The following is a 26617-nucleotide window of genomic DNA, read 5'->3' as shown; positions in this document are numbered from 1 at the left end:
TGGATAGCTCTCAAAAGGCCGTGATTTCTGTCGTGGAGGCAATACCGACACAGCAAAAATCGCGATTTGATGACGGCTACCTACGATTGAACACAGTGTGGTTCATCAGGGTTTAGAAATGTGATTTAACCGTGAACATATAAATTCATTCCTTTCAATGCTGTTTCACACACTACACTTTCTGAAATTTGGCTCTGATAGCTTAAAATTCAACTTTTAAGTATCGATGGTGTGAGGAAGATAACAATGCAGGCAAATTTGCCGAAGTTTTTTCCACTTCCCTGGTGGACTCAAGCGCTAGCGTTCAGTTTGGTTTTATCCCTGGGTCAGTCAACTGCGATCGCAACTGAACCCGCCGCTTCAACTCAGACAGATGCCGCTAATATCGAGGCATTGAAGCCAATTCAGCCGATTGATGCCCCAGTTAATTCTCTCGTTGAGGCAGAGGCGATAGTGGCAGATGACGCCACCGTTTCGACCGTGAATTCGACCGTGAATTCGGCGGGCGCTGCGCTATCTGATGTGTCTGATGTATCCAGCTCCGATGTATTCAACCTAGACGTGCTCAGCCCAGACACAGAGGCCAACACGGATATATCGAATGTGGAAACCGCGCCGATCAACGCATCGGTAAACGCATCGGTAAATTCTGCAAATACAGTAGGTGGAGACGGATTAGACGCAGTTCCCTCAATTGATTTAGCTGAATTAGAGCCAGAAGCTCTAGGCTCCATGGAGTTTGACGCGACGCAAATCCAGCAGGGGGAGGAGGTACTGCTGGAGCCAATGGGGATTGGTCTAGCCGGATCAATGAATCAGGTGACATCGGTTTCCCAGCTATCTGACGTACAGCCGACCGACTGGGCGTTTCAGGCGCTGCAATCTTTGGTGGAACGCTACGGCTGTATTGCAGGCTATCCCGACGGTACATTTCGCGGTAATCGTTCCCTGACCCGCTACGAGTTTGCCGCAGGCTTGAATGCTTGCTTAGATCGGGTTCTGGAAATTGCGGGCCTAGGGGGCTTAACAGAAGAGGATCTCGCTACTATTCGTCAGCTTCAGGATGAGTTTGCTGCCGAGCTAGTTGAAGTACGGGGTCGGGTGGATGCGCTAGAAAGCCGCGTTATTTTCCTGGAAGACAATCAGTTTTCAACCACGACTAAGCTAAATGGCTTGACCTTTTTTCATGTCAATGGGGCCTGGGCTGACGGCGACGTTTTAGCGGAAGGAACGAGTGTCTTCACACCTGCTCGCGATCCACTCACAGGGGAGCCAGTCACACGTCTGATTACAGATGATCCGGAGATTATCTTCAACCATTTGGTCTGGCTGAATCTGAATACCTCATTTACTGGGCGCGATCTGCTCAATCTACAGTTGGCTGTCGGTGGCGGTGTCGCACCCGCCAACACCTTTGCTTCGGCGGGTTTATTTAATACCTTTGGCGTACCGTTTACGCTGCAAGACAGCGGCGATCAGGTCATCCTACGGGAAGCGTTCTACTCATTCCCGGTTACCAGTGATATCCAGCTAACGGTTGGCCCCCGCATCAACTGGTATCGCCATTTCGACAACAACCGCTTCACCTTCTTCCTCACGGGTGCCAACAGCTTCAACTCCAGTGGTGGCTCTTTGGTGAACACTGTAGATCGAGGCGCAGGTGCCGTTTTAGAGTGGTTGATTAACGACAATTTTGAGCTGACGCTGGGCTACCTGGGTGAAAGCACCGAATTTCTATCCGCCCCGCTATTTAATACCGCCAATGATCCCGGTGAAGGCTTGTTTGGCGGGACATATACCATCACTGCAGAACTGGATTTCTCGATTGGTGACTTTACCCTGCGCGGCATGTATACGCGATCGCGGATGAATGCCGTTAACGGCTTCGTCGGTGGTTCCCTAGGTGAACCGATTTATGGCTTCATCGACGATGGCTTTGGTGGCCCTGTTCATGATGCCTATGCCAATACGTTCTTGGTCAACTTCGACTGGCTAGTCACGGACTGGGTGGGACTCTTTGGCCGCTACACCTATGGCGAGATTGATGTAAATCCCGTCATCGTCAGCCCACTGCGCCCCGATGGCATCGTATCTGGCCAATCTGTCCAACTCGGCGTTGCCTTCCCGGATCTATTCAGGGAAGGAGCCCTGATGACATTTTCTTACCTGAAGCCGTTTGCCACTCTGGAAGGCCGCAACTACCTGGTCTCTGGTGGTGGTGATGGCGGAGTTCAATATGAATTTGAACTGTCCTACTTCTATCCGCTGACCAGCAACATTAGTTTGATTCCGTCCTTTTATGCGATCGCAAATCCCAACAACTTCGACGACAACCCGACTATTTTTGTAGGCAACTTACAAACCCAGTTCCGGTTCTAAAAGTCTATATCAGTAGAATTAACAAACATTTGACCGCGTAAGGGAGCATCGCATCCTTACGCGGTCTTATTTTGAAAGCAACGTGCTGAGGAGTCAGCGTCAGTAGACTTTATTGGAAATAAAGTTTTTGAGGTTGGAAATTGTTTTGTAGCGCGACTCAGCCGCGCTACAAAACAATTTCCGATAAGGTCTAGTAGGTAGAAGGCTGTAAAGACTCAGCACCTACCACCCAAAACCTAAAACCTAGAACCCAGTACCCCTCACTCCAGACCCCAATTTCTAACGCTAGGAGAGGGCTGTGCTCAATCGTCGGTTGGATGATTCTGCGACATATTCCTATCACCATAGAGGTGTTTAGAAATTATTAACCCTAAGTACAGAACTAAGTACAGAGCTGCTTAAATCCCGAATTATCCTCAAAGCCCATGTCTCAGTCTCAACATCTCCAACCCCAACATCATCTCCGCTCCGCTCGACCCGAGCCTTCCGCTCAAGCGGTAGCCACAACCTGCGCAATTGAACCCCAGTCATCCAAACTGGCTTATCCCCTACAGCGCTGGATGATGGCAACAGCAGCGGCCTTTGGTTTGATAAGTAGCACAGTGGCTGCACCCGCAGCCGCCGTGACGCTACAAGAAGCGACGCTAGCACCTGCTGCTCATCCGGTACTGGGCTTTAGTCTGGGCGATCTGATTATCAATACCATTCGCTATATCCAGGTTTCTAATATTTCGGATGAGCAAGAGGTCAGAATTGGTTCGCAAATTAATGGGCTGTTGCTAGAGCAGCAGTATCAGCCATACGAAAATCCGCAGGTGAATCAGTACGTGCAGCAAATAGGTGAGCGGCTTGTGGCTCAAAGCGATCGCCGCGATATTCCCTATCGGTTTCAAGTCGTGGAAAGCGACCAAGTCAATGCCTTTGCGATTCCAGGTGGCTACATTTATGTCACCACTGGGCTGTTAAGAACCGCAGAGAATGAAGCTCAGCTTGCGTCCGTTTTGGCGCACGAAATTGCCCACGTGAATGAGCGCCATAGTGTTGAACAGCTCAAGCGCCAGGTGCTGGCTCAGGGCATTGCCGATACGGCTGGCATTGATTCCAGTACATTGGCTCAAATCGGCTATCAGCTTGCGGTTGAACTGCCCTACACGCGCGAGTTTGAATATGAAGCGGATGAAGTAGGCCTCGACATTCTGCAAGCCAGTGATTATGCCCCGATTGCGGCCATTAACTTCTTTGAGAATTTGATGGAGCAGGACGGCACGCCAGAGTTTTTGCGAACGCATCCAACCACTGAAAACCGAATTGAGGCGCTACGAGAGCAAATCGATTCAGAAACTGCATCCACTGGTGCAGGATTGAGTGCGACTAACTACCAATCTCAGATTGCGCCACTTATCTAACAGTTCCTTTCCCAAATACCTCCTACAATGAAAGGCGAAATGCTGCTAAAAGTGCGATCGCACATTCTCGCCATCCAGACGTATCGAGACCGATAGAAAGTTCTGATTTTTAACTCTATGAATCCAGATACTATCACCCAGTTTTTCCAGAAAGGGGTTCACGTTACCCTCGGAGCAACAACCGCCTTGGTTGAGTCACTGCAAGATGCTCAAAAGCGCGATGAGAATATGTCAAAGCTCTCATCTGACTTTGACGGCCTAGTTGAAGATCTCGCTGTGAAAGGCGAAATCACCGAGCAAGAAGCGCGCAGAATGGTGGAATCAATGTTTGCCCAAGTGAATGGCTCCATGTCTAACAGCACGGCAGCTTCTGGCACACCACCCAACCCAATTGTCAATACAACTGCAACCGTTGTTCCTGATCCCGCCGTACAAGCCGATTTGCAGGAACTCACGGCTCAAATTGCTGCCATGCGAGCCGAAATTGAACGATTAAAGAATGAAGGCTCTGCCGATATGTAGGATCAAGTCCGTGTATGAGAACTCAATTTATTTTTTGTGAAAGCTTGGCTTAGCCAAGCTTTCACAAAAAATAAATTACTGGGTTTTGACCGAGCTTCGTATAATTTGTTCTATCAACGCAAAGAAGAGGACACCAAGTGTCCTCTTCTTTGCGTTAGCGATTTTTACAATTGATTTCGGAAGGCTTGTTTACGCTACTCGGCCTTCTTCGACCCCTTGTTCCTGGTCAATAAACTCCTGAACCCGAGCACGATATTCCCGCAAATTTGTATCCATCCATTCCACATCCTCGCTGTTGGAATAGATATGCACCAGCGGTTCGCCCGCATCCGGCAGAATTAGCACCCAGCTATCATCGTATGGATTGACGATCTTCACTCCGTCAATGAGTTCCAGATTCTCCGCTGGATGAGTTTCAACCAAGTGACGCATCAGTGCCCCCTTTACCGTCCAAGGACAGCGCACCGTCTGTGTCCGGTGGCATACACCCGGCAGATCTTGCCGAATTTGAGCCAAGGAGCGATTCTGCACCGACAGCATCTCAATTAGCTTGGCGATGCAGAACATGGCATCAAAACCGGGATGAAGCTGCGGGAAGATAAAGCCCATGTCGCCGCTGCCGCCTAGTACAACATTGGCACTGGTATGGCATGCTTCCATTAGCGCCGTCGGATTAGCCTTGGTACGAATCACGCGACCATCATGACGACGAGCAATCTGTTCAACCGAACTGGAGGTGTATACGGGCACCACAATCGTGCTGCGGGGATGAGCCGTCAGAATCATATGGGTCATCAGTGCGGTCAGTGCTTCACCCCGAATTTGGCTACCCGCTTCGTCCACTAGGATAAGCTGTTCACCATTGGCTGAAACCTGGACGCCAAACGTCGCCTTTAGCGCCTCAACGACATGGCCGAGTTGAGTGAGCAACTCTTCGCGATCCTCATTTGTCGGTGCCGTTTGACTCAGACTCGCGTTGAGCACAACAGCGTCACAGCCAAATTTTCCTAACAACTGCGGCAGAATTGCGCCCGATACCGCATAGGCGTAGTCAATCACGACCTTGGAGTTACTATCCCGCACCGCATTGACCGTTAGATGGCCCTCGAAGGCCGTGCTGTATTTGTCAATAATTTGGCTGGGATAGATCACATTGCCGATTTCTTCGATTTGGGCACGGCGCAGATCTTCTTTAAAGTACGCCCCTTCAATCTTTTTCTCTTTGCCCTTCGAGAGATTAATCCCTTTACTATCAAAAAATTCGATCAAGAGCTGATCCGGGCGATCGGGATGAATGCGGACATGTACGCCACCTTCCACATTGGTCATGGTCGGCACAACCGTCCGCGCGGCAGGAATAGCCGTAGCTTCTAAATTTTGCACATGAATGCCAACAGACATTAAGCCGGAAATTAGCGATCGCGAAACCATGCGAGAAATACTGCGCTGATCGCGGGAAACCGTTACGCTGGTTCCTGGCTTTAGGGTTGAACCATAGGCCGCACCCAGCTTGACCGCAAATTCTGGCGTGATGTCAATGTTAGCAAGACCCACAACACCTCGCTGACTGAACAAGTTGCGCTTGGCCGTGTTGCCCCAAATTAAATTGATATTGAGGGTGGCACCCGACTCAATCTTTTTACTCGGCCATACACGAACACCCGGACTAATCTGGGCTTCTTCTCCCACGGTTGAGAGGGAACCAATCACTGCTCCTTCAAGAATGTGAGCACGCCGATCCACGCGGGTACCGCGAGAAATCACACAGGCGCGCAGATGAGTTTCTTCCCCGATAATTGCGCCATTCCAAATAATCGGACGCTTCAAATCGGCATCGTTGCCAATCGTGGCATTGTCGCCAATCACCGTGCCAGCTTCTAGGCGGACACGGGGGCCAATGCGGCAGTTGCTGCCCACTAAAACAGGCGGTTCGACTTCAGCCGTCGGATCAATATAAGTGTTCTCGCCCACCCAAATACTAGGAGACTGCTCCTCATAGGCAAAGTCTACTTTTACCTTACGATGCAGGGCATCATACTGAGCTTCCCGATAAGCATCCAAGTGACCGACATCGCACCAGTAGCCCTCGGCGATGTAGCCAAACATGGGTTCCCCTTTTGCCAGCAGAGTGGGGAATAAATCTTTTGAAAAATCAGATTCTTGGTTATCCGGCAGATAGTCTAATACTTCTGGCTCTAGAATATAGGCTCCGGTATTGACCGTATCGGAGAAGATTTCGCTGGTGGAGGGTTTCTCCAAAAAGCGGCGAATACGGTTTTCCTCATCTGTGATCACGACGCCAAATTCGATGGGATTGGGCACCCGCTTGAGGATGAGCGTTGCCTTTGAGCCTTTCTCCTTGTGGAATCGAATTGCCTGAGTGAGATCAAAGTCCGTAATACTATCGCCGCTGATGACTAAGAACGTATCATCTAGCAGTTCTGCAATGTTTTTGACGCAGCCAGCCGTACCAAGGGGCTGATCTTCCTCAACCGCATAGGTCATCTGCACGCCAAAATCGCTGCCGTCTTGGAAATAATCCCGCATGACATCGGGCAGGTAGTATAGCGTTGCGATGATTTCATTGATGCCGTGTCGCTTAAGCAAATTAACAATATGCTCTGCGATCGGGCGATTGAGAATCGGCACCATCGGCTTAGGTAGGTCGCAGGTCAGCGGTCTTAGCCGTGTTCCAGACCCTCCCGCCATTAGAACTGCTCTCATACATCCTCCTTACTGGTTACGGTCTTACTGCACCATTGAAACTGGTTCGGATCAGCGCGATTGCTTGTGAATCGGGGTTTATCCATCAAACAAGTCATGCTTAGGGTCAACCCTGACATTCTAAAGTACCTAAATAATAGTCATTGCTGGAACCAGACTCTAGTCATGATGTGGGCAAGAGATGAGATCATGCCAGAGTGATGATATAAATGATGGGGTCTTTGTCCATCCCCTAATATGGCGAAGTTGCTGTTGTAACATGGGGTTGAGTCCGTCTTTGCGTTTACTGCCTTAGAGTTTTGGGTTGACTTGACATTCATGAAATTGGTTTTTGCTTCCTTGGCCCACTCCGTTGCCTCATGTTTCGATTTAGTGTTGTCCTATCGACGCCGAGTGACGATGATTTGCCTGAGTCTGCTGCTGATTCTTTTCAGTGCTGGCTGGCATCCTGTGCCTGCTCTGGCTGGCCTGAATGACGATAACTACGATGGCAATATTTATCCGCTGTATGCCGGCAATGGCGCGCTTGTGCCTCCCCGCGTCACGCTAGAATCCTCCATTAAACAAGGCAGGCCTGCTGTTGTAGTGTTTTATGTGGACGATAGCAAAGACTGCAAGCAGTTTTCCACTGTTGTTTCGCAGCTAGAAGGGTTCTATGGACGAGCGGCTAATTTTATTCCTGTGATTGCCGATGCTGTTCCCGCAAAATCCAGCTACGACAAGACAGAACCAGGTTATTACTACAAGGGCATGGTGCCGCATACCCTTGTTTTTGATCAGTCCGGGGATGTGGTTTTCAATGAAATTGGCAATATTGCGTTTGAACCGATTGATGATGTGATGCGAGAAGTGTTTAACCTACTGCCGCGTGCTGAATCCGTTGAACTCAAGCGTCGCCCGGTGAATGAAGTGAATACCGAGTTGGTGCCTGACAATTAATCTTGTCGATCAATACAGAACAGACGGCAATCCTCCCTGACCATCTAGTTAAGAAAAGCGCAGAATAGAGAGTAATGAACCCAGTTCATTACTCTCTATTTGTTTTTGAAATATTTTTGCGCTGTTTGGACGCTGCAGATCTGGCGCTGCATATTCAAACCCCAACAGGGTTGAAAAGTAGAGTTTTCCCTCAGGGAAAACTCTACTTTTCAACCTGGATTTGGTTTAGTACTAAAGTCATTCTGATGCTTATGCAAGTACTGCTCATTCATGGTCTTGCCCGTACATCTTTATCCTTACTGAATCTTGAAGCACGGCTGCGGCAGGCAGGTTACCAGACCCAGCACTTTAGCTACTTCGCGTTTTTAGATTCATTTGATGCGATCGCAACTCGACTCCAGCAGCGATTACACGCGATCGCAGCACAAGGCCCATATAGTATCGTGGCCCATTCATTAGGCGGCATCCTCAGCCGCGCTGCACTGGGCTCAAGCGGTGTTCCTCAGCCAGAGCATGTGGTGATGTTAGGCCCGCCAAACCAGTTGCCGCGCTTGGCTCCTATGGCTTGGTATTTACCTCCATTTCGCTGGTACACCGGACAATGCGGCTTTAATTTAAGCTGCCCAGAGTTCTATAAAGCTCTACCGGGTCTACAAAGCCCTTACACCATTGTGGCGGGTACGAATGGCCCGCGCGGGTTACTCAGCCCCTTTGGGGATGAAGTGAATGATGGCATTGTCGCGCTCAGCGAAACCCGCTTGTCGCCCCATGACCGCATCGTGCACCTGCCGGTTTGGCATACGTTTATGATGAATCACTCAGCTGTGCAAGATCAGGTGGTGCTGGCATTGAGAAACGGTTCAGCTTTGGGCAATGCCGCCAGCACTTTAGCGGCGACGACGATAGATTAGGCCCCAGCAAATTGAGTTTGGTCTTTTATGCTTCAACAAGTAATTGACCTCCGTCTTTTGAGACGCATGTAGTTTGAGTATGCCGCTCAAAAGAAATTGTAAGAAATATGAATTAATCGCTTTTCACAATTTAATTGGATTGCATTCATTGATGAATTAACCGCAAGCAATATTGAGTTTTTGGGGCAAGAAATCATGTTTAGCTAATTTTTTCTTCATTAATCCGCCAAAAGCTCTATAGATGAAAAATCTAGCTGTCGTTTGGGTTTAAGCCCATAAGTTGATTGACAAATTATTGATTGAGATGGGGTAAGTGGGAACATTAACTGTGATTTCCATCTGTGTTGATTTCTACCCAAGAATAAAAACGCAGAGCGTTATCCGCCAATTACCTATTCTCAAAGATCCGCATGCTAGAACTCTTCAATGCTGTTTTTAGTCCCGATCAGTACATGCCGCATGGAATGTGTTACTTGTGGCAACCAGCTCTCGTTACGCTGCATGTTGTTGCCAACCTTCTGATTGCTGCCGCCTATTTTTCGATTCCGGTAATGCTCATTTATTTCGTTTCAAAACGAAAAGATGTGGCATTTGGTGGTGTTTTTCTGCTGTTTGGTGCGTTTATCATTGCCTGCGGTGTTGGGCACTTGATGGATATCTGGACGCTGTGGCACCCGGCTTATTGGCTAGCGGGTGTGATTCGGGCGGTCACTGCGGCAGTATTGGTGTATACAGCGGTGCAGCTCGTGAATCTGATTCCACAAGCATTATCGTTGCCGAGTCCGGCCCAGCTAGAAGCGGCTAATTTAGAACTCGCGACGACACTGAATCAGCTAAAGGCAACCCAAACCCAGCTTGTGCAGAACGAAAAGATGTCAAGCTTGGGCCAAATGGTGGCAGGAATTGCCCATGAAATTAATAATCCGGTCAATTTTATTCACGGCAATATCAGCTATGTGGAAGAGTATGCTAGGGATTTGCTCGATATTTTGCGGCTCTATCGAACTGCTTATCCTCAACCTGCGCCTGAGATTACAGATGCGATCGCAGAACGCGACCTAGAGTTCATTGAAGAAGATATGCCGAAAATGCTGGCATCTATGCGGATGGGTACGGAGCGGATCTGCAAAATTGTCCAATCGCTGCGGAACTTCTCGCGTATGGATGACGAACTGAAGGCGGTGAATATTCACGAGGGATTAGAGAGTACGCTGATGATTTTGCGGAATCGCCTCAAAGCAAAATCAGATCGGCCTGAAATTAAAATAGTTAAGTCCTACGATACGCTGCCCTTGGTGGAATGCCATGTGGGTCAGCTCAATCAGGTGTTTATGAATATTCTCACCAATGCCGTTGACGCTTTGGAAGAGCAGATGGATCGTACATCTTCCAAGGATGAACTGGCTCACGCTGAACCCGCCTGTATTACGATTGTGACTCGGGTGGAAGGGGCACAGGCTGTGATTGAAATTCAGGATAACGGGCCAGGCATGACGCCTGAAACGCAGCGCAAGCTGTTCGATCCGTTTTTCACTACGAAGGAAATTGGTAAAGGAACGGGGTTGGGACTGGCAATTAGCCACCAGATTATGACCGAACGACATGATGGTCAGCTACTGTGCGTATCGGAACTGGGTAAGGGGACGTCGTTTATCATTCAGCTCCCAATCCAGGTGCATCATGCTTCGGTTCCGAATGCGGTTCAGACAATGTCGCCGAAGTCTGCGACCCCAGCCTATGCTGCTTGTCCAATTCGGGTTTAGCTGCATCGTCGTAAAGCGTCTAATATAAAGCGCCCAATATAGGATTGCTATAGTGATTAGAACAATGGCACCTTTCGGCTAATTCGGTGACAGCAACGTTGATGAGTAAGCCTACCCATCCCGGCATTAAACTCTCGCAACTCCGCGCCTTGGCTGCAGTGGCGGACTGCGGCAATTTTGGTGAGGCGGCTTGGCAGCTGGGGCTAACTCAGCCGTCGGTCAGTCATGCGATCGCAACTTTAGAAGAAGAACTCGGTGTCGTTTTGGTCACGCGCGGTCGGCACGGGGCACATCTCACGGCGGCGGGTCAGCAGATTTTGGAACCTGTTCAGCAGATCCTGTCGCTGGTGGACGATGTGGTGCAGCGGGCGGGGCAGCATCGGGGTTTAGATGGCGGTGAGGTGCGGATTGCTACGTTTCGCAGTGCGGCAGCGCATTTATTACCCAAGCTGGTGGCTCAGTTCCAGGCGCAGTTTCCGGCCATTGAGGTGACGATCACGGAGCATTATGACTATACCTACGTGGAGCAGGAGGTGCGCGAGGGCAAGGCAGATATTGGGATTACGTTTTTGCCGACAGCGAGTGAGTTCGACACAATTGAAATGCTGCGGGAGCAGTATGTGGTGGTGCTGCCAACCAGTTTTGTAGTTGAGGCTGATGGGGATGAGAGTGCCGATCCTGCTGCTGCCCAAACGATTGAGTCAAATCCCACGGCGCTATCAACAACCAGCAACCTAACCTGGAACCAGATCAACCAACTGCCGCTGATTCTCTACCCCGATGACAACAGTTGCTATATGGATGTGCAGCGGTTCTTTCGGCAGGCAGGATACACGCTGAAGCCGCGCCATCAGTTTCGGGAGACTTCGACGATTTTGAATATGGTGGCGCAGGGGTTGGGGGTGGCGATTTTGCCGCAGCTTTCGGCGTATACGCTGCCGGATGGGGTGAGGGTGGTGCAGTTGCCGGATCGGCTGGAGCGGATTGTGGGGGCGATTATTCGGCTGGATGCGTTGCATCCGCCGGCAATTTTTGCGTTTTTGGAGTTATTGAAAACTGGGTTATCAGGATTAAAGCCTTGAGTGAAGTGAAAGGTTGCTCAGCAACCTTTCACTTCACTCAAGGCTTTTGGGAAATGTTTATTGGGTTGGGGTTGTTTGTTGGGTAAGGAAGGGCTGCTTCTGAGGGGACTAGCCCCCTCAGGCTCCCCCACTGGTGCGTTCCGACGCCCCAGGCCCCCCCGGACGAGGTGATCGGTGAGTGGAACTAAATCGCTTCGCTTTGCTGGGGAGGATCTGGCGTTACCTGTCATAAACTCTCTTGGGTTTGGCGGAACGCCAAACCTATTACCCCCAACAGGTATCTGTTGCCACTCAACACGTTAGCTTTTTTGGAGGGGGGCTGGGGGACGCAACCGTCTCCCAGCGGGGGTGTGGGGGCAAGCCGCCCCCACAAACGGGGTTTTCGCTACTCCATCAAAACGTTAAGCAAGTCAGGGTTTTCGCTACTTCGCCAAAACGTTAAGCAAGCAAATCAGAATTTTCGCTACTTCGCCCTAAAACGACTAAAAGGCGCAGCCTTCTAACCATGTCGCTTCTGATGCCAGTTCCACGCATGACGAATAATCGTTGGCAGATCCGCATATTGGGGCTGCCAGCCCAGAATTGAGCGGGCTTTTTCGCTGCTGCCAACTAGAGCTGGTGGATCGCCGGGTCTGCGATCGCACTCCACCGCAGGAATGTTTCGTCCCGTTACCTGCCGCGCCACGTCGATCACTTCGCGCACGGAAAAACCGTTACCGTTGCCGAGGTTGAAAATGGCTGTCTCACCACTATTCAACAGATACTTGAGTCCCAACACATGAGCGTCAGCTAAATCCGTTACATGAATATAGTCGCGGATGCAGGTGCCGTCGGGGGTGGGGTAGTCGGTGCCGAAGATGGAGATAGACTCTCGTTTGCCGAGGGCGGTTTGCAGGACGAGTGGAATCAGGTGAGTTTCGGGGTTGTGGTCTTCGCCGAGGCGACCTTCCGGATCGGCTCCGCAGGCGTTGAAGTAGCGGAAGCGGACGGAACGCAGGTTATAGGCATGGTCAAAGTCATCTAGGATTTGCTCCACCATATATTTGCTGCGACCGTAGGGATTAATCGGATCCTGGGGATGATCTTCTGGGATGGGATTGGTTTTGGGGACGCCGTAGCTGGCGCAGGTGGAGGAGAAGACGAAGTTCTTCACGCCAGCGGCATTCATGGCTTCCAGCAGGGTGAGGGTGCCTGTAACGTTATTTTGGTAGTACTTGCCCGGATCGCTGACGGATTCACCCACATAGGCATAGGCAGCAAAGTGCATGACTGCGGCAACCTTATAGGAAGCAAATAGCTGATCGAGCAGCGTTCGATCGGCGGTGTCGCCTGCGATCATTTCAACCTGTAGGACTTGTTCGACCAGATCTTGGTGACCATACACGAGGTTGTCCAAAATCAGGACATCATAACCAGCCTGTTTGAGGGCTAGAACAGCGTGGGAGCCAATATATCCGGCTCCACCAGTTACCAAAACAAGGGGTTTTGCATCTGTCACAGTGGTTCTCCTCCTAATGCTGAATATGCTGTCATGCCCAAATTGTCATATCACTTTAAGATCCTACAACTGTGCTGCCCGGAACTTTGTATTAGATTTATGGGACGGTGATGGGAGAGGCTGTAGCGGGTAGGTGCGCGATCGCAAATATCCCCACAAACGCAAACACAAACATCTGTAGGTGGTGTGAGCAACTATGTTAGAAACCTTAGATCTGTCCCTGTCGCTGGACAAAGACACCTATAAAACCCAGATGAAGTCGCTGATGCAGCAGTTGCGGCAGCTTCAGAAAATGTGTTGGGAATCGGGATTGCCGTTTGTGATTGTGTTGGAAGGTTGGGCGGCAGCGGGTAAGGGCAATATCGTCAAAATTGGCGCAGACTGCATGGATCCACGCGGCTTTCAGGTGCATCCCATCTGGCCGCCAACGGCGGAGGAAAAGCAGTATCCGTTTCTCTGGCGGTTTTGGCAAAAGCTGCCGGGGAAGGGCAGCGTAGCGCTGTTCTACCACAGTTGGTATACCCATGTGCTGGAGGATCGGCTGTTTGATCGGGTGCCTGCAGAGGATGTGCCGACGGCGATGCGTCATATTAATGCTTTTGAACGCCAGTTGGCCGATGAAGGAGTTGCGATCGCAAAATTTTGGGTTCATCTCAGTAAGAAGGAGATGAAGAAGCGGCTGAAAAAATACGCCGACGATCCGCTGGAAGCGTGGCGGGTGCGCCCGGAGGACTGGCAGCAGCAGAAAAACTACAAGCAGTACACCGAATATGCCGAGGAAATGCTCACCTATACCAGCACTGGCCCTGCGCCTTGGACGCTGGTGGAAGGAGATTGCAGTCGCTGGGCGGAACTGAAAGTCTGGACGCAGGTGGCGGCCACGCTGACGACAGCACTCGATCGGCAAAAGATCACCTGTGTTGCGCCAAAGCTAGAACCCCAAACTCATCTCACGCCAGCGGAACCAGATTTGCTAGCTCAGGTGGATCTAAAGCAAAACCTATCGCCGGAAGACTATAAGCAGCAGTTGCGTGAGGCGCAAATTAAGCTGCGGGAACTCCAGTTGCGGATTTTTGAGCAGCAGGTGCCTGTCCTGGCCATCTTTGAAGGTTGGGATGCGGCGGGTAAGGGAGGTGCAATCAAGCGGCTAACGGCAACGCTCGATCCGCGCAGCTACAAAGTGCATCCCTTTGCCGCACCAACGGATGAAGAAAAGGCGCACCACTACCTCTGGCGCTTCTGGCGACGCTTACCTCGGGCGGGCCAAATTGGTATCTTCGATCGCAGTTGGTATGGTCGGGTGCTGGTCGAACGGGTGGAAGGATTTGCCACTGAAACCGAATGGCGACGGGCTTATCAGGAAATCAACGAGTTTGAACTCCAGCTCACCAGCGCAGGCTATGTTTTAGTGAAATTCTGGCTGCACATTAGCCAAGAAGAACAGCTTGCGCGTTTCGAGTCTCGCGGCGACGATCCGTTCAAGCAGCATAAGCTGACGGAAGAAGACTGGCGCAACCGCGATCAGTGGGATTTATACTACGTTGCCGTCAACCAAATGGTGCAGCGCACGAGTACCCCGCAAGCGTCCTGGCATATCGTCGCTGGCAATCACAAGTATCACGCCCGCGTGCAGGTCGTACAAACGGTAACGGAAGCGATGGAACGGGCGTTGAAGAAACGCTGATTACTCATTCTCATTGTTGACTTGACGGGCACCTATATTCTTTTCAGAACGCCAGACAATGGTTCCATCAGTATTGACGTAGCCCCATTCTCTTCTGTTTTCAAACTTTGCTAAATCAGCATCTCTAAATGGAAACGCTGTATCAAAAATAGGATCTATTACAAGCTCTCCAGACATATCGATATAGCCATATTTTCCACTAGCGTCTTTAAAGAGCGCCCTGCCACGATAAAAATTTCTATCACTTGGCAAGTCTATCCGGTGAGTAGTTTCTTGATTCGGATTTGGATTTGCTGAAACCGAAGAGTTGATTTCCTGAATAGGCTCAATAACAAATTGTCCTTTTAGGTTAATGTAGCCGTATTTTTGACCTTGCCGTCTTTGTGCAAGAGCTAAACCCTCAGAAAATTCTTCAAGATAGCTGTATCGCATAGGAATGACTGTATTGCCATTTAAATCAATCGCTCCATATTGGTCTTTGCTACTTACGATGGCCATACATTCAGAGCCGATATCTATAAAATTATATTGAGGTATAACAATCAGCTCACCAAATTGATCTATTAAGCCATAGACCCGTTCTCTTTGTGTATTTGACGAAAATATATGGGCAAGCGAAAAGGATTCCAACCTAAATATAGGTGCTCGTCTATATGAAAATCCAAGCCCTTCAATATCGACGAAAAGTTCATTATCTAATAAAATCTCAATCTCTCCGTCTCTGTTGATATAGCCTCTTTTATCGTAGTCTGAATTAAATCCAACAAAGGATGCCAAGCCTTCCCGAAAGATGTTGACTTGCTTAAAAGAGTCATCTGTAACGTAGTCCCCATCTTGATTTATAAGCTTCCAGCTTCCTCCTATGAGAACAAAAGCTCTACCTTGTGAAAATCGTGTAACTTGTGTATAGAAAGGGTGAAGGATAAACGCTCCATTTTTATCAATGAAACCCTGTTTCCCGTCAACAGTAACCACTGCTCGTTTTTCATGAAAAGGAAATGCAGCATCAAAAACTGGATCGATGACTATTTCACCTTTGGTATTGATGTAGCCCCAACGTTCATCTGTAGCTTTGAAAGCTGCTAATCCTTCAGAGAAGCGAGAAACTGCCTTGAATTGTGGAGTGATGGCTGTATAACCATTAACATCAATGAAACCCCAAGCACCAGCTTCAGCGATGGGGAATAATTCATCTTCTTGTTGCTGTTTCGCCAAGATTTCATTGTCGGGATCTGCACGACAAAAATTGCTCTCAAGACCTGTGGTACTGAGGCAGCCAGAGAGCAAACCTGATAATAGAAGAGCTGAGATTTTGATAAACGGCTTTTGCATAAAGCACTAAAAACTTGAGATCGTAATAGTTTGTAGCTGACAGCCTTATATGCTTTCAGGAATGCTGTACCCTGGATCTACTATATTTTGGGTTCGCCGAATAATTTCAGTGCTTTGGGTGTCAGCAAGCCATTTGCGATCGCAGTTCCTAATAACACCAACCCACAGCCTAAAATCATCGGAATTGTAATTGCTTCGCCCAGTGCGATCGCACCCCAGATCATCGCAAACAGCGGAATCAGATAGGCCACCGTCAGGGTTTTAGTAGGGCCAATATTTTCAATCAGTCGAAAGTACAGCACATAGGCCACTGCCGTTGATAGCAGAGCCAGCGCGATCACTGCGGCCACAACGCCAGTCGTTGGTCGGGAGAGCGGCACAGTAAACGGCAGCACAGGCACAAGCAGACAGGCTGCACTCAGTTGGCTACCCGAAGCGATCACCAGTGACGGAACGCCAGCCAGTGTTTTCTTGATATAAGGAGCTGCGATCGCATACATCAATGCCGCCGACAGACCAGCCACGACCGCAGTTAAAAAAGCAGGCGTCGCATTAATGGCCTCCCAACCCACCAGGACGACAACGCCTGTAAACCCCAGGGCAAAACCAATCGATCCCAGTAGCGTGGGTTTTTCATGCAGCCAAACGAGCGCCACAACGGTACCAAACAGCGGCACAGTCGCATTCAAAATCGCGGTGAATCCCGCCGGTAGTGAAACCGTGGCAAACGCAAACAGGACAAAGGGTAGTGCAGTATTCAATGCACCCACAACCAGCAGCGGCAGCCAGTGGTGACGCACCTCACGCAGCAGATCCAGCCGGATCAGCAGCGGCAGCAAAGTCAAACCTGCAAGTAACACGCGAAATTCAATCAGCCACACTGGGCCAAGTACGGGAGCCGCCACCCGCATAAACAAAAACGATCCACCCCAAAGCGATGCCAGCAACAGCAGCTCTACAACATTCGAAATTTTCATAATGCACCTATTACTCTGACTCTCTTTACAGCCCTTTACAGCCTTTACTCCTCACCCCTCACTCCTTGCACTGCTTCCCAACTCAACATCGTCGTCTTCCGCTCTAGTCCCCAGCGATAACCACCCAGTTCACCTGAAGCCCGAATCACCCGGTGACAGGGGATCAAGTAGCCAATCGGATTGCGGCCAATCGCGTTACCAATCGCTCTCGCTGCTGTGGGTCGCCCAATTGATGCCGCTAAATCCTGATAGGTGGTCATGCCTGCAAAGGGAACATTGAGTAGCGCCCGCCAAACCTGAATTTGAAAGTTAGTGCCTTTAACGTGGAGTACTACAGGTGAATTATATTGAATTACGGAAAAGATGCGATCGCATAGTTCTCCACTGATTTGTTGATCCTGCACAATCTCCGCATTGGCCCATTCAGCTTGTAAATGTTGCTCGGCTAACCTTACGTCCGGCTGATCGAGAAAGTGTAGATTGCAGATGCCTCGTGGAGTGGTTGCAATCAGACAGTGACCAAAGGGGGTGCCGTGAATCCCATAGCGAATCTGTAAGCCTGCGCCATTGGCTTTGAATTCACCGGGTGACATGGCTTCCAAGTTCACGAACAGATCATGCAGTCGCCCCGGACTGGATAAACCTGCGTCTGCCGTTAGTTCCAGCATGCTCTTCGTTTCTGCAATTTTCGACTTGGCATATTCAACCGTCAGATACTGCGAAAACCGCTTCGGACTGATCCCGGCCCACTGGGTAAACAGCCGCTGAAAATGGTACTCACTGAGGTGAATCTGTTGGGCAACGGTTTTCAAGTCCGGCTGATCGAGATGGTGCTGCCGCATAAATGCGATCGCACGTGCCATCCGCTCATAGGTATCACTGTTCGGAACCGTGATGTCTGATTGAGATTTCATGAGGACAGCTCATTCAAACGTGATTGTGTACGATACCGTTTCGCTTTTGGAGGCTATAAATTGGATTTCGCTCGGTAGTTTGTATGCGTTTGATCCTCTACGACACGGCAAAGCCGACTGCACATACACACTAAAATCACCAATCTAAAATCGCCAATCCAAAATCCAAAATCAGTATCAACCACTGTATCGACTGCGGTGCTAATCAACCACCCATTTCTTGCGGTAAAGTCCCAAAAAACGAATGTGTCGCCGTGAATACGGCGACACATTCGCGTCTTGTAAATCATCTATGCGATCGTAATTTCAGGCGATAAATACACGTCCTGAATCATGTGGAACAGCTTGACGCCTTCTTCCATTGGTCGCTGGAACGTCTTGCGGCCCGAGATCAAACCGCAGCCACCAGCCCGCTTATTGACTACCGCAGTGCGAATCGCCTCGGCAAAGTCGTCCTTGCCCGATGCGCCACCGGAATTAATCAATCCCGCCCGTCCGGCGTAGCAGTTCAGCACCTGATAGCGGGTCAGGTCAATCGGGTGATCGCTAGAGAGTTCGTCGTAGACTAAGTCACTCGTCTTGCCGTAGCTCTTGCCCGTAGCCTGTGCCACTGCACCATAGCCGTTATTCACATTGGGCAGCTTTTGCTTGATGATATCGGCCTCAATCGTTGCGCCGATGTGATTCGCCTGTCCGGTCAGATCGGCGGCAAGATGATAATCCTTATCCTGTTTAAAGACGTTATTGCGGATGTAGCACCAGAGAATCGTGGCCATACCCAGTTCATGAGCACGAGCAAAGGCTTCTCGCACCTCAATAATCTGGCGGTTTGATTCCGGTGAGCCGAAGTACACGGTCGCACCCACGGCCACAGCACCCAAATTCCAAGCCTGCTCTACCGACGAGAACATGATTTGGTCATATTCGTTGGGGTAGGTCAGCAGCTCGCTGTGGTTCAATTTGACGATGAACGGAATCTTGTGGGCGTACTTGCGAGAAACGCTGCCCAACACGCCGAGCGTGGTCGCGACGGCATTGCAGCCACCTTCAATCGCCAGTTTGAGAATATTTTCGGGATCAAAGTAAATCGGGTTGGGCGCAAACGATGCGGCGGCTGAATGTTCAATTCCCTGGTCAACGGGCAGAATTGACATATATCCTGTATTGGCCAACCGTCCAGTGCCATAAAGCTGCTGTAAACTACGCAGCACCTGTGGATTGCGATCGCTGTGGCTAAAAATACGATCGACCCAGTCGGGGCTTGGCAAATGCAGTAAGTCCTTCGAGACCTTTGCCTGGTACATCAGCAGATTTTCGGCCTCATCGCCCAGGAGTGACTCAATCGACTGTGGCGAAGAAAGTGTTGCAACCACGGCAGTAATCCTAAATTCAACAATGAGAAAAGAGAATTGACGTTCAGTCTGGGTGTGATAAGTAGCTGTACACAAACAAATGCACAACTTAAAAACTGAGGGCTCGCCGCTCCGGGGCGTCTCCCCCCGGTTTTTATATGCGTTTATTTATGCCAACCTACTTATAGCAGTAGCCGTATCGGTTAAGACATCGGGAAACTCTGAAAACGGTCGAAGGTTTGAACGTCGGATTGTGTAACTGTCTCAACCCAAATGATGACGACTATAAAATGCTCTTTTCTCCCCCAAGGCTATCTCACCTTGCCGGATTGAAAGGTCTATTTATTGACAGATATTCCTAAAGAAATTCTATGGTTTTACACTGCCGTGACGTATTTCTAACCTTAGCAACTGTAAAGTTTGAGCCACTTGTGGCGTTTTATCAGCAGCTTTTCGAACAGCCACCCCAGCCCCACATTCCCCAGTCCTACGCTGAGTTTCATCTCCCTGGGCTGCGGCTAGCGATCTTTCAGCCTAGAGCCGATCACGCTGCCAAATTTAGCGCCCCCTCCAGCGGTGGCATGAGCCTATGTGTGGAAGTGGAAAGCTTGGAAAGTGCGATCGCGCATTTAACTCATATGGGCTATCCACCCACGCAGCCCATTATTACCGCATCCCACGGTCGAGAAATCTACGTCACCGATCCCGATGGCAATCGGCTGATTCTCCATCAGTCATAACTGTAGGGGCGGGTCTAGCCGATCAGCGATCATCACAGATCCAAACTGGTCAACAAAATCCGCCCCTACCTAGCGTTTCGTTCTACGACAATCTTGGAACACTATACAGGTAGCGCCACATCAACTGCACCGGAACTCATGGCCCCAGAGTAAACCAGCCCCCGCTGCATATCCAGGGTCAAAATCGCCCCATCCCGAATCACATGGGTGGCATCTTTCACACCAACAATGACCGGAATTCCCAGCCTCAGGCCAATCACAGCCGCATGACTGGTCAGGCTGTCTTCTTCCGTGACAATGCCGCCTGCCTTACGAATGGCTTCCACATAGTCAGAACTCGTAGACGGTACAACCAAGATTTCTCCGGGGTTGAAGCGGCTGATATCCATTGCCGTAGCGGAGACTCTCGCTCGACCGCTGACCGTGCCTTGACCAATGCCAACACCGCGACCCAGCACAGCCGTTACGACTTCTACTTTAATCAGGTCAGTAGAACCCGCTACACCCTGGAGCGTACCTGCGGTCATGACCACCAGATCGCCTTCATCCAGTAAGTGTTTCTCCTGTGCGACATTCAGTGCCGCCTTGAACGTTTGCCCAGTTGAAGGCAAATCCAGTACTAGCAGCGGCTTTACACCCCAAACGAGCTGAAGCTGTCGGGCCACGTCTACATGGGGCGTCACGGCCAGGATGGGTTTCTCGGGTCGGAACTTCGAAACGTTACGAGCTGTTGCCCCTGTTTTAGTTAGCGTCATAATTGCTGACGCATCTAGCTGGGTCGCGATTCGCGCAACCGCGTGGCTGATTGCATTAGGTACAGAACGCCCTGGTGTGCTTTCGACGTTGCAGACAATCTGCTCTTTCTCGATCCGGCGGGCAATTCGAGCCATTGTGGCCACCGCTTCTACCGGATGACTTCCAACTGCCGTCTCGTTGGATAGCATCACAGCATCCGTGCCATCAAGAATGGCATTCGCCACATCTGAAATTTCGGCCCGCGTCGGACGGGGACTATGCACCATGCTGTCAAGCATTTGGGTAGCGGTAATGACAGGAATGCCTAAGCGATTGGCCGTAATGATTAACCGCTTTTGCAGTACGGGTACATCTTCTGCTGGGAGTTCAACACCCAGGTCACCCCGCGCCACCATCACGCCATCGCTAATCGAGAGAATAGCCTCCATCTGCTCGATGGCTTCGTGTTTCTCGATTTTGACCACGACAGGGGTCTGCTTACCCGCGTTGGAAATCAGCTCTTTTATTTCTAGTACGTCCTGGGGGTTGCGGACAAAACTCAGCGCCACCCAATCGACGCCTTGATCCAACCCAAAAACGAGATCGCGTCGATCTTTATCAGTCAGCGCTTTAATTGAAAGGTAAACGCCTGGGAAGTTTACGCCTTTACTGTTGGACAGCACGCCGCCAACCACTACGCGACAGTGAAGTTCTCTGTTTTCTTGATCGACCCGCTCAACCCGCATTTCAACCCGGCCATCGTCTAGCAAAATCGTTGATCCCGCTGGCACTTCATCAGCCAGTAAATCATAGGTGACAGAGCTAATTTGCTTTGTCCCAACCACTGGCTCACTGGTCAAGATGAACGGATCACCTCGCTCTAGGGTGATTGAACCCTGTTCAAATTTGCCTAAGCGAATTTTGGGCCCCTGCAAGTCCTGAAGAATGCCTACAGGCTGATTCAGTTCAAAGGATACCTGACGAATCAGCCGAATGCTGCGCTGGTGATCCTCATGGGTTCCGTGAGAAAAGTTAAGCCGTAACGTCGTGGCTCCGGCTTCAATCAAATCCCGTAATACATCGGCATGGCTAGTTGCAGGGCCGATTGTGGCTACAATTTTGGTTCGCCGTAGAGCTTGTCGCAGTTGCATAGGAGAGGCAGCAGTTTAAAACAGAACCGTACTAGAATCTTTATCCTAGAGCGGATAGGCAACTCGGATACTACCACGTTGGTGAATAGTTAGAGTGCCAGTTATTTGGCTGAACCTGATCGGTTCCTGCCGACGCCCAATGGAAGCCGTTCGAAAGCAGGCAGACCGAATTCCCCCTAGCTGTTTGCTGTTTGTGGTTTCGCCAAAAGACGTCCAGAAGTTGCCAGAACCGCCAGACGGGGTTGAGCGTTGGCTTAAACCGGCTGTACCATGCGCTGGAGATAGGACTGTACCTCTACTAAGGCCTCAGCGGCATGGCGCAAATGAACTTCGAGCTGTTCTTTGCGATTGAGCAACACCCGCAGTTTGCGATAGCGGGCAATTGCCATGCTTACAGTCGGCAGTTGCTCTGAGGGGCAAGGGCGACACCATAAGCGGCCATCAGCGTCTAGACCACAAAGCTGATAGCGGCTGTCGGCATTAAAAGATGGATAGCTAGCGGATGCTGGCAGTGTTTCGGTTGGTTCATTGCTGGCATCAGCCGATTCGCTAGCTGCTGTAGATTCACAAATTTTTTCAACGTATTGGAGAAGCTCTTCTCCTTCTGCATTGCGCAAAATGGCGGTGTCAATATCAACCTGGGCTGAAGATGATTCCTTTTCTTGTTCGAGCCAACCGTTGACAATGGGGCCTTCAGCATACAAATCCTGAATTTGCACAATGACCTGCCGTAATTCCGCTTGCCAGCGTTCAACGGTTAAACTGATTTCTCGGGCTAGGCTGAGTGGTAATTCTGTGTTAAAGCTGTGGCGATGATTGCTGAAGCTCGGCAACTTAAACTTGGGTAGCGACAAGGGTTGAGCCGCGCTGTGCTGGGCGGGAAAAGGCTGTACGGTAGGAGGTGGCGTGCCCATCACCTTTTTGCTGGGTTGGGGGGGAGATTGAATCGTTGCCGTTTGGGCTGGAACAGTCTGGGCTGAAGTGGCGTTTGATTTGGTTCCTGCTTGGGATGAACGGGCTGATTTTGCGATCGCAAATGACACTCCCTGGGCTGATCGGCTGCGGGATGAGGACTGGCCAGATGAAGTCACTGACGCCGCAGTTTGCGAGACATGCGAAACAGTCGATGTGGCAGCCGTGTTTAGACGCCGCAACGTGGCTTCTATGCGCTGGAGATCCTGCTTCATCATGACCTGTTCTTCCTTGCGTTCGTCAGTAGGGATTTGCCAGTGGGAAAGGAGTTGCCCAAATTAAATCACAGTTTTTCCAAAACGACGCTTAGTACATGAAAAATTATTCGTAATGACCGAGCCATCGACCATTTCATCCACCATTTTAGTAACTGGCCCAGCTCGCTCCGGTAAAAGTGAATGGGCCGAGCGATTGGCGACTCAGACCCATTTGCCCGTTATTTACATTGCGACCGCCCAGACTGATCCTACCGATCCCGAATGGCAACAGCGGATTGAGGCGCATCGCCAGCGGCGATCGCAAACTTGGCAAACGGTAGAAGCCCCGATAGATTTGGTTAAAACCCTGCAAACCCAAACGTTCGTATCTTCGCCGTCTTCGCCACGCTGTTTGCTGATTGACTCGCTCGGCACCTGGTTGGCCAACTGTTTGGAACAAGCCGATGCCGAATGGCATCAAACTCAACAGGATTTGTTACATACGGTGCAGCAAATTCGTCAGCAGTCGCGTCACCACCTAATTTTTGTGGCGGAAGAGACGGGCTGGAGCGTTGTGCCAGCGTATCCCTTGGGCCGCTTATTCCGCGATCGCATGGGGATGCTGACGCGACAACTGGGTGCGATCGCAGATGCCGTTTACTTGGTGACAGGCGGTTATGCCTTAGATTTAGCACAGCTCGGTCAACCCATTGATTCTGGCTTGTCCGATTAGTTGGCTTGATTGAGTTGGTTTGATTTAGTTGGCTTGATTCGGCGTCGTGCAGAGGCATCATGCCGAATAGATTTCAACTCAGTACCAAAAGCCTCAAACTAAACGACAACGATCCTGGCAACTTCTATTAAGATCCCGATAAAGGATGCCATCAGAATCAAGATTTTAGTAAAAGATGCCACGGTGCAGATCTGGGTCTCGTGACTGTAGATTTTGCGTCCGTCCTATGCAAAAGTCTTAAATGCGTAGCCCCAACCAATTTGTGATGGTGTGAGGACGATACGGAGGGAAGATAGAACGTGAACATTTTCGAAATATTTAGCCGTGGCGGATTCGCCATGTGGCCGCTGCTGATTCTGTCGATTTTGGCCGTCGGCACCATCATTGAGCGCATTTGGTTCTGGTCAAAAATTCTCAACAAAGAGCGGGAAGTTGCCGATCGAGTGCTCAATGCGGCTCGTGACAGTTGGCTGGCGGCCACCGATGTGTCTCGTCAGGCCCGTGCCTTACCAATGGGTCGAGTCCTTTACAGGGCGTTACATCTCGTCAATCCGGAGCCTGAAGTGTTTCGGCTGGCGCTCGAAACGGCTGCAAACGAAGAGATTGCCGCCATGCGACGCGGGGAAAAGCTGTTGGAGGCAACGATTGCTCTGGCACCGCTGTTGGGATTACTTGGTACCGTACTCGGCTTGATTAATTCACTTGGTTCCATCCGTTTGGGTGAACTTGGCACAGATGCGACTTCCGGTGTCACCCTGGGGATTGGTGAATCGCTGATCAGTACGGCGGCTGGACTCGTTGTGGCAATTATTGCGCTCGTGTTTTATCGCATTTTTCAATCGTTTGCCTTTAATCAAGCTAAAACCTTCAATCGCGCAGGTAGTGAACTGGAACTGCTGTATCGGCAAGACTGGGCAAATACTGGCGGTATGCCGATGAAAGAGCTACCCACCGATCACCAGGAAAGTCCGGCTTTATAAGCCGAATGCTGAAGAATGTTGAAGAATATTTTAAGAGCAGGGATAGGAGGGCGGATTGCGATCGCAACCCCCATCTGCAACCCTAATTCGCAACCCCATCCACATCCCATTCCAACCGACAGTCAACAGTCTGCAATTTGAACCCCCAGGTAAAATCACGCAAACGGATCAACTTTTATGAACGTCAACTTTGACTCCCAAACCGAAGAAGTCCGGATCGAGATCGTGCCGCTGATTGATGTGATCTTCTGCATCTTGACGTTCTTTATCCTGGCGGCAGTGAGCTTGACCCGACAGCAGGCCATTAATGTTGATCTGCCCCAGGCCAGTACAGGTGCGCCGCAGATGCAGGATATGCTGCTGGTCAGTATCGATTCCATTGGTCAAATTTACGTCGAGCAGCAACCAGTCACCTTTCAGCAACTGACCGATGTGCTAGGCCAGTATGAGCAGGCAGTTCCAGAAGGACTGCTTGTTCTCTACGCCTCACGGAATGCTCGCTATGCAGAGGTTGTGGAGGTCTTAGATCTGCTCCGCTCGGTCGGTGGCGATCGGGTGGCGCTGGCTACGCTACCAGACACAGCCACTCCACTCAATCCCAACGATCCAGGACTGGATAATCCCTCCCAAGACGACCTGCTGCTGCCGGCTGATCCATTTGGTACTCCGGGTTCCGGTGACGGGTCACCGGGTTTGTCCGATCCGCTCGGTAGCGACCCGCTTAACCCGCTAGCGCCGGGTGGTTCTGGTTCTTTGGACAATGACGGCTCTGGTTTGCTGACTCCCTCCAATCCCAGCAGTTTGCCATCAGATGACGCTGATAATTAATGACGCTGGCAATTAATGCTGACAATTAACTCAGTGGGATTTTTACCGTGGAACTTTAATGCGGCTGTATCGTCGTGTAGCTTCGTGGGCTGTTGGTTTTTTCCTGCTGATCTCATTCACATCTCCTTATGAACAAGCTACTCAATTCGCTGGTTAAACGTCGCGCTCCACGTCTAGGTCAAGCTTGGGCGTTGGGCATGGGGATAGGTCTGTTCTGGTCGGGATCTGCGATCGCGGCTGAAACCGTAACGTTCAGATACAATGAGCTGGAATTTGGGGTTTCAACACCAGAGCTGCGCGTCTTTGCTGAAACGGGTGAAATCACCTCACCGCTTATCCGCTTGGCCTCTCGTCAATATCCTGAGATTGCTGACAAGGCTCGCTTAGTCCTTAATCAGAGCGTTGCCCTAGAAGGCAAAGTTGAAAAAGAAATTGGTAGCACAATCATTGGCTCTGCGGTGCTAGAACAGCTTGACAAACTGCTAGATGACGCCACTGGGCAGGATAATACTGAACCTATTCAGTCAGCCATCTTGGCTGCTTATGCAGACGATCAAGTGGTTTCGCTAGTTGAGATTATTGAGGAGTATCCCGAAGACAATATCGTCGTCAATCTCAGTAATTTAGAACAGGTTTACAGCGAGGCTTTAGCTGTGATTGAGCGTGTTCAGCCAGCTCTCGGGGTCCTCCAGGATGTGCTAGATATCCTGGGTGCTGGGAGCTAATGATTTGAGGCCGAATGCAGGTGAGTTAACGGGGGCGCAATGCGTCCCCTTCTTTTTTGTGAACGATTTACAG

General features: G+C 50.4%; 21 protein-coding genes. 13 read left to right on the top strand and 8 right to left on the bottom strand.

The window, feature by feature from the left end:
* Positions 1-246: 246 nt before the first annotated feature.
* From AC286M_RS32215 to AC286M_RS32205, 3 genes are all read left to right on the top strand, one after another.
* Positions 247-2379 carry an iron uptake porin gene (locus AC286M_RS32215; protein WP_488208299.1) on the top strand — a complete coding sequence of 711 codons (2133 nt, stop codon included), beginning with the start codon at positions 247-249 and terminating at the stop codon, positions 2377-2379.
* A gap of 425 nt (positions 2380-2804) precedes the next feature.
* Positions 2805-3785: a M48 family metallopeptidase gene (locus AC286M_RS32210; protein WP_488208298.1), complete on the top strand. Its 981-nt coding sequence runs from the start codon at positions 2805-2807 to the stop codon at positions 3783-3785.
* Between the two features lie 117 nt (positions 3786-3902).
* Positions 3903-4307, top strand: coding sequence for a hypothetical protein (locus AC286M_RS32205; RefSeq protein ID WP_488208297.1), 405 nt, complete (start codon positions 3903-3905; stop codon positions 4305-4307).
* 189 nt (positions 4308-4496) lie between these two features.
* On the opposite strand, the gene AC286M_RS32200 is transcribed toward AC286M_RS32205, so the two are convergent.
* Positions 4497-7031 carry a sugar phosphate nucleotidyltransferase gene (locus tag AC286M_RS32200; protein WP_488208296.1) on the bottom strand — a complete coding sequence of 845 codons (2535 nt, stop codon included), beginning with the start codon at positions 7029-7031 and terminating at the stop codon, positions 4497-4499.
* A gap of 375 nt (positions 7032-7406) precedes the next feature.
* Here AC286M_RS32200 and AC286M_RS32195 point away from each other — a divergent pair, with 375 nt between their 5' ends.
* The 4 genes from AC286M_RS32195 (at position 7407) to AC286M_RS32180 (ending at position 11726) form a co-directional block, all read left to right on the top strand.
* A complete protein-coding gene (locus AC286M_RS32195) occupies positions 7407-7970 on the top strand; it encodes a thylakoid membrane photosystem I accumulation factor (RefSeq protein WP_488208295.1) in 564 nt (187 codons plus the stop codon).
* Positions 7971-8215: 245 nt separating this feature from the next.
* Positions 8216-8881, top strand: coding sequence for an alpha/beta hydrolase (locus tag AC286M_RS32190; protein WP_488208294.1), 666 nt, complete (start codon positions 8216-8218; stop codon positions 8879-8881).
* Between the two features lie 410 nt (positions 8882-9291).
* Entirely contained in the window at positions 9292-10644 is a 1353-nt protein-coding gene (locus tag AC286M_RS32185; protein WP_488208293.1) for a sensor histidine kinase, read from the top strand.
* A 101-nt stretch (positions 10645-10745) separates the two neighbouring features.
* A complete protein-coding gene (locus tag AC286M_RS32180; RefSeq protein WP_488208292.1) occupies positions 10746-11726 on the top strand; it encodes a LysR family transcriptional regulator in 981 nt (326 codons plus the stop codon).
* Positions 11727-12225: 499 nt separating this feature from the next.
* Here the strand turns inward: AC286M_RS32180 and galE are convergent, their stop codons facing one another.
* Positions 12226-13224, bottom strand: coding sequence for a UDP-glucose 4-epimerase GalE (gene galE, locus AC286M_RS32175; protein WP_488208291.1), 999 nt, complete (start codon positions 13222-13224; stop codon positions 12226-12228).
* Between the two features lie 196 nt (positions 13225-13420).
* On the opposite strand from galE, the gene pap reads away from it, so the two are divergent.
* Positions 13421-14908: a polyphosphate:AMP phosphotransferase gene (gene pap, locus AC286M_RS32170; protein ID WP_488208290.1), complete on the top strand. Its 1488-nt coding sequence runs from the start codon at positions 13421-13423 to the stop codon at positions 14906-14908.
* Here the strand turns inward: pap and AC286M_RS32165 are convergent, their stop codons facing one another.
* The 4 genes from AC286M_RS32165 to AC286M_RS32150 form a co-directional block, all read right to left on the bottom strand.
* Entirely contained in the window at positions 14909-16240 is a 1332-nt protein-coding gene (locus AC286M_RS32165) for a WG repeat-containing protein (RefSeq protein ID WP_488208289.1), read from the bottom strand.
* A gap of 80 nt (positions 16241-16320) precedes the next feature.
* Positions 16321-17217, bottom strand: a complete 897-nt coding sequence (locus tag AC286M_RS32160; RefSeq protein ID WP_488208288.1) for a DMT family transporter — start codon at positions 17215-17217, stop codon at positions 16321-16323.
* A 44-nt stretch (positions 17218-17261) separates the two neighbouring features.
* Positions 17262-18131, bottom strand: a complete 870-nt coding sequence (locus AC286M_RS32155) for a methylated-DNA--[protein]-cysteine S-methyltransferase (RefSeq protein WP_488208287.1) — start codon at positions 18129-18131, stop codon at positions 17262-17264.
* A 290-nt stretch (positions 18132-18421) separates the two neighbouring features.
* Positions 18422-19504, bottom strand: coding sequence for a class I fructose-bisphosphate aldolase (locus tag AC286M_RS32150; protein ID WP_488208286.1), 1083 nt, complete (start codon positions 19502-19504; stop codon positions 18422-18424).
* Between the two features lie 350 nt (positions 19505-19854).
* Here AC286M_RS32150 and AC286M_RS32145 point away from each other — a divergent pair, with 350 nt between their 5' ends.
* Positions 19855-20223: a VOC family protein gene (locus AC286M_RS32145; RefSeq protein ID WP_488208285.1), complete on the top strand. Its 369-nt coding sequence runs from the start codon at positions 19855-19857 to the stop codon at positions 20221-20223.
* Positions 20224-20324: 101 nt separating this feature from the next.
* Here the strand turns inward: AC286M_RS32145 and pyk are convergent, their stop codons facing one another.
* Positions 20325-22109: a pyruvate kinase gene (pyk, locus tag AC286M_RS32140; RefSeq protein WP_488208284.1), complete on the bottom strand. Its 1785-nt coding sequence runs from the start codon at positions 22107-22109 to the stop codon at positions 20325-20327.
* 254 nt (positions 22110-22363) lie between these two features.
* Positions 22364-23299, bottom strand: a complete 936-nt coding sequence (locus tag AC286M_RS32135) for a hypothetical protein (RefSeq protein WP_488208283.1) — start codon at positions 23297-23299, stop codon at positions 22364-22366.
* Between the two features lie 112 nt (positions 23300-23411).
* On the opposite strand from AC286M_RS32135, the gene cobU reads away from it, so the two are divergent.
* From cobU to AC286M_RS32115, 4 genes are all read left to right on the top strand, one after another.
* A complete protein-coding gene (gene cobU, locus AC286M_RS32130; protein WP_488208282.1) occupies positions 23412-24011 on the top strand; it encodes a bifunctional adenosylcobinamide kinase/adenosylcobinamide-phosphate guanylyltransferase in 600 nt (199 codons plus the stop codon).
* Between the two features lie 299 nt (positions 24012-24310).
* Entirely contained in the window at positions 24311-24991 is a 681-nt protein-coding gene (locus tag AC286M_RS32125; protein WP_488208281.1) for a MotA/TolQ/ExbB proton channel family protein, read from the top strand.
* A gap of 177 nt (positions 24992-25168) precedes the next feature.
* Complete coding sequence (locus tag AC286M_RS32120; RefSeq protein WP_488208280.1) at positions 25169-25819, top strand: ExbD/TolR family protein; 651 nt, start codon at positions 25169-25171, stop codon at positions 25817-25819.
* A gap of 128 nt (positions 25820-25947) precedes the next feature.
* Positions 25948-26544, top strand: coding sequence for an alpha/beta hydrolase (locus tag AC286M_RS32115; RefSeq protein ID WP_488208279.1), 597 nt, complete (start codon positions 25948-25950; stop codon positions 26542-26544).
* Positions 26545-26617 lie beyond the last annotated feature (73 nt).

The organism is Thainema salinarum CENA647, assembly GCF_057732415.1.
The sequence above is the reverse complement of the archived record's forward strand: the minus strand, read 5'-3'. Positions and strand labels throughout refer to the sequence as shown.

What these genes read in the sequence shown, in the direction of transcription:
- AC286M_RS32215 (WP_488208299.1), top strand. Translation starts at nt 247, where the DNA reads ATGCAGGCAAATTTGCCGAAGTTTTTTCCACTTCCCTGGTGGACTCAA.
- AC286M_RS32210 (WP_488208298.1), top strand. Translation starts at nt 2,805, where the DNA reads ATGTCTCAGTCTCAACATCTCCAACCCCAACATCATCTCCGCTCCGCT.
- AC286M_RS32205 (WP_488208297.1), top strand. Translation starts at nt 3,903, where the DNA reads ATGAATCCAGATACTATCACCCAGTTTTTCCAGAAAGGGGTTCACGTT.
- AC286M_RS32200 (WP_488208296.1), bottom strand. Translation starts at nt 7,031, where the DNA reads ATGAGAGCAGTTCTAATGGCGGGAGGGTCTGGAACACGGCTAAGACCG.
- AC286M_RS32190 (WP_488208294.1), top strand. Translation starts at nt 8,216, where the DNA reads ATGCTTATGCAAGTACTGCTCATTCATGGTCTTGCCCGTACATCTTTA.
- AC286M_RS32185 (WP_488208293.1), top strand. Translation starts at nt 9,292, where the DNA reads ATGCTAGAACTCTTCAATGCTGTTTTTAGTCCCGATCAGTACATGCCG.
- AC286M_RS32180 (WP_488208292.1), top strand. Translation starts at nt 10,746, where the DNA reads ATGAGTAAGCCTACCCATCCCGGCATTAAACTCTCGCAACTCCGCGCC.
- pap (WP_488208290.1), top strand. Translation starts at nt 13,421, where the DNA reads ATGTTAGAAACCTTAGATCTGTCCCTGTCGCTGGACAAAGACACCTAT.
- AC286M_RS32165 (WP_488208289.1), bottom strand. Translation starts at nt 16,240, where the DNA reads ATGCAAAAGCCGTTTATCAAAATCTCAGCTCTTCTATTATCAGGTTTG.
- AC286M_RS32160 (WP_488208288.1), bottom strand. Translation starts at nt 17,217, where the DNA reads ATGAAAATTTCGAATGTTGTAGAGCTGCTGTTGCTGGCATCGCTTTGG.
- AC286M_RS32155 (WP_488208287.1), bottom strand. Translation starts at nt 18,131, where the DNA reads ATGAAATCTCAATCAGACATCACGGTTCCGAACAGTGATACCTATGAG.
- AC286M_RS32145 (WP_488208285.1), top strand. Translation starts at nt 19,855, where the DNA reads ATGGTTTTACACTGCCGTGACGTATTTCTAACCTTAGCAACTGTAAAG.
- pyk (WP_488208284.1), bottom strand. Translation starts at nt 22,109, where the DNA reads ATGCAACTGCGACAAGCTCTACGGCGAACCAAAATTGTAGCCACAATC.
- AC286M_RS32135 (WP_488208283.1), bottom strand. Translation starts at nt 23,299, where the DNA reads ATGATGAAGCAGGATCTCCAGCGCATAGAAGCCACGTTGCGGCGTCTA.
- cobU (WP_488208282.1), top strand. Translation starts at nt 23,412, where the DNA reads ATGACCGAGCCATCGACCATTTCATCCACCATTTTAGTAACTGGCCCA.
- AC286M_RS32120 (WP_488208280.1), top strand. Translation starts at nt 25,169, where the DNA reads ATGAACGTCAACTTTGACTCCCAAACCGAAGAAGTCCGGATCGAGATC.
- AC286M_RS32115 (WP_488208279.1), top strand. Translation starts at nt 25,948, where the DNA reads ATGAACAAGCTACTCAATTCGCTGGTTAAACGTCGCGCTCCACGTCTA.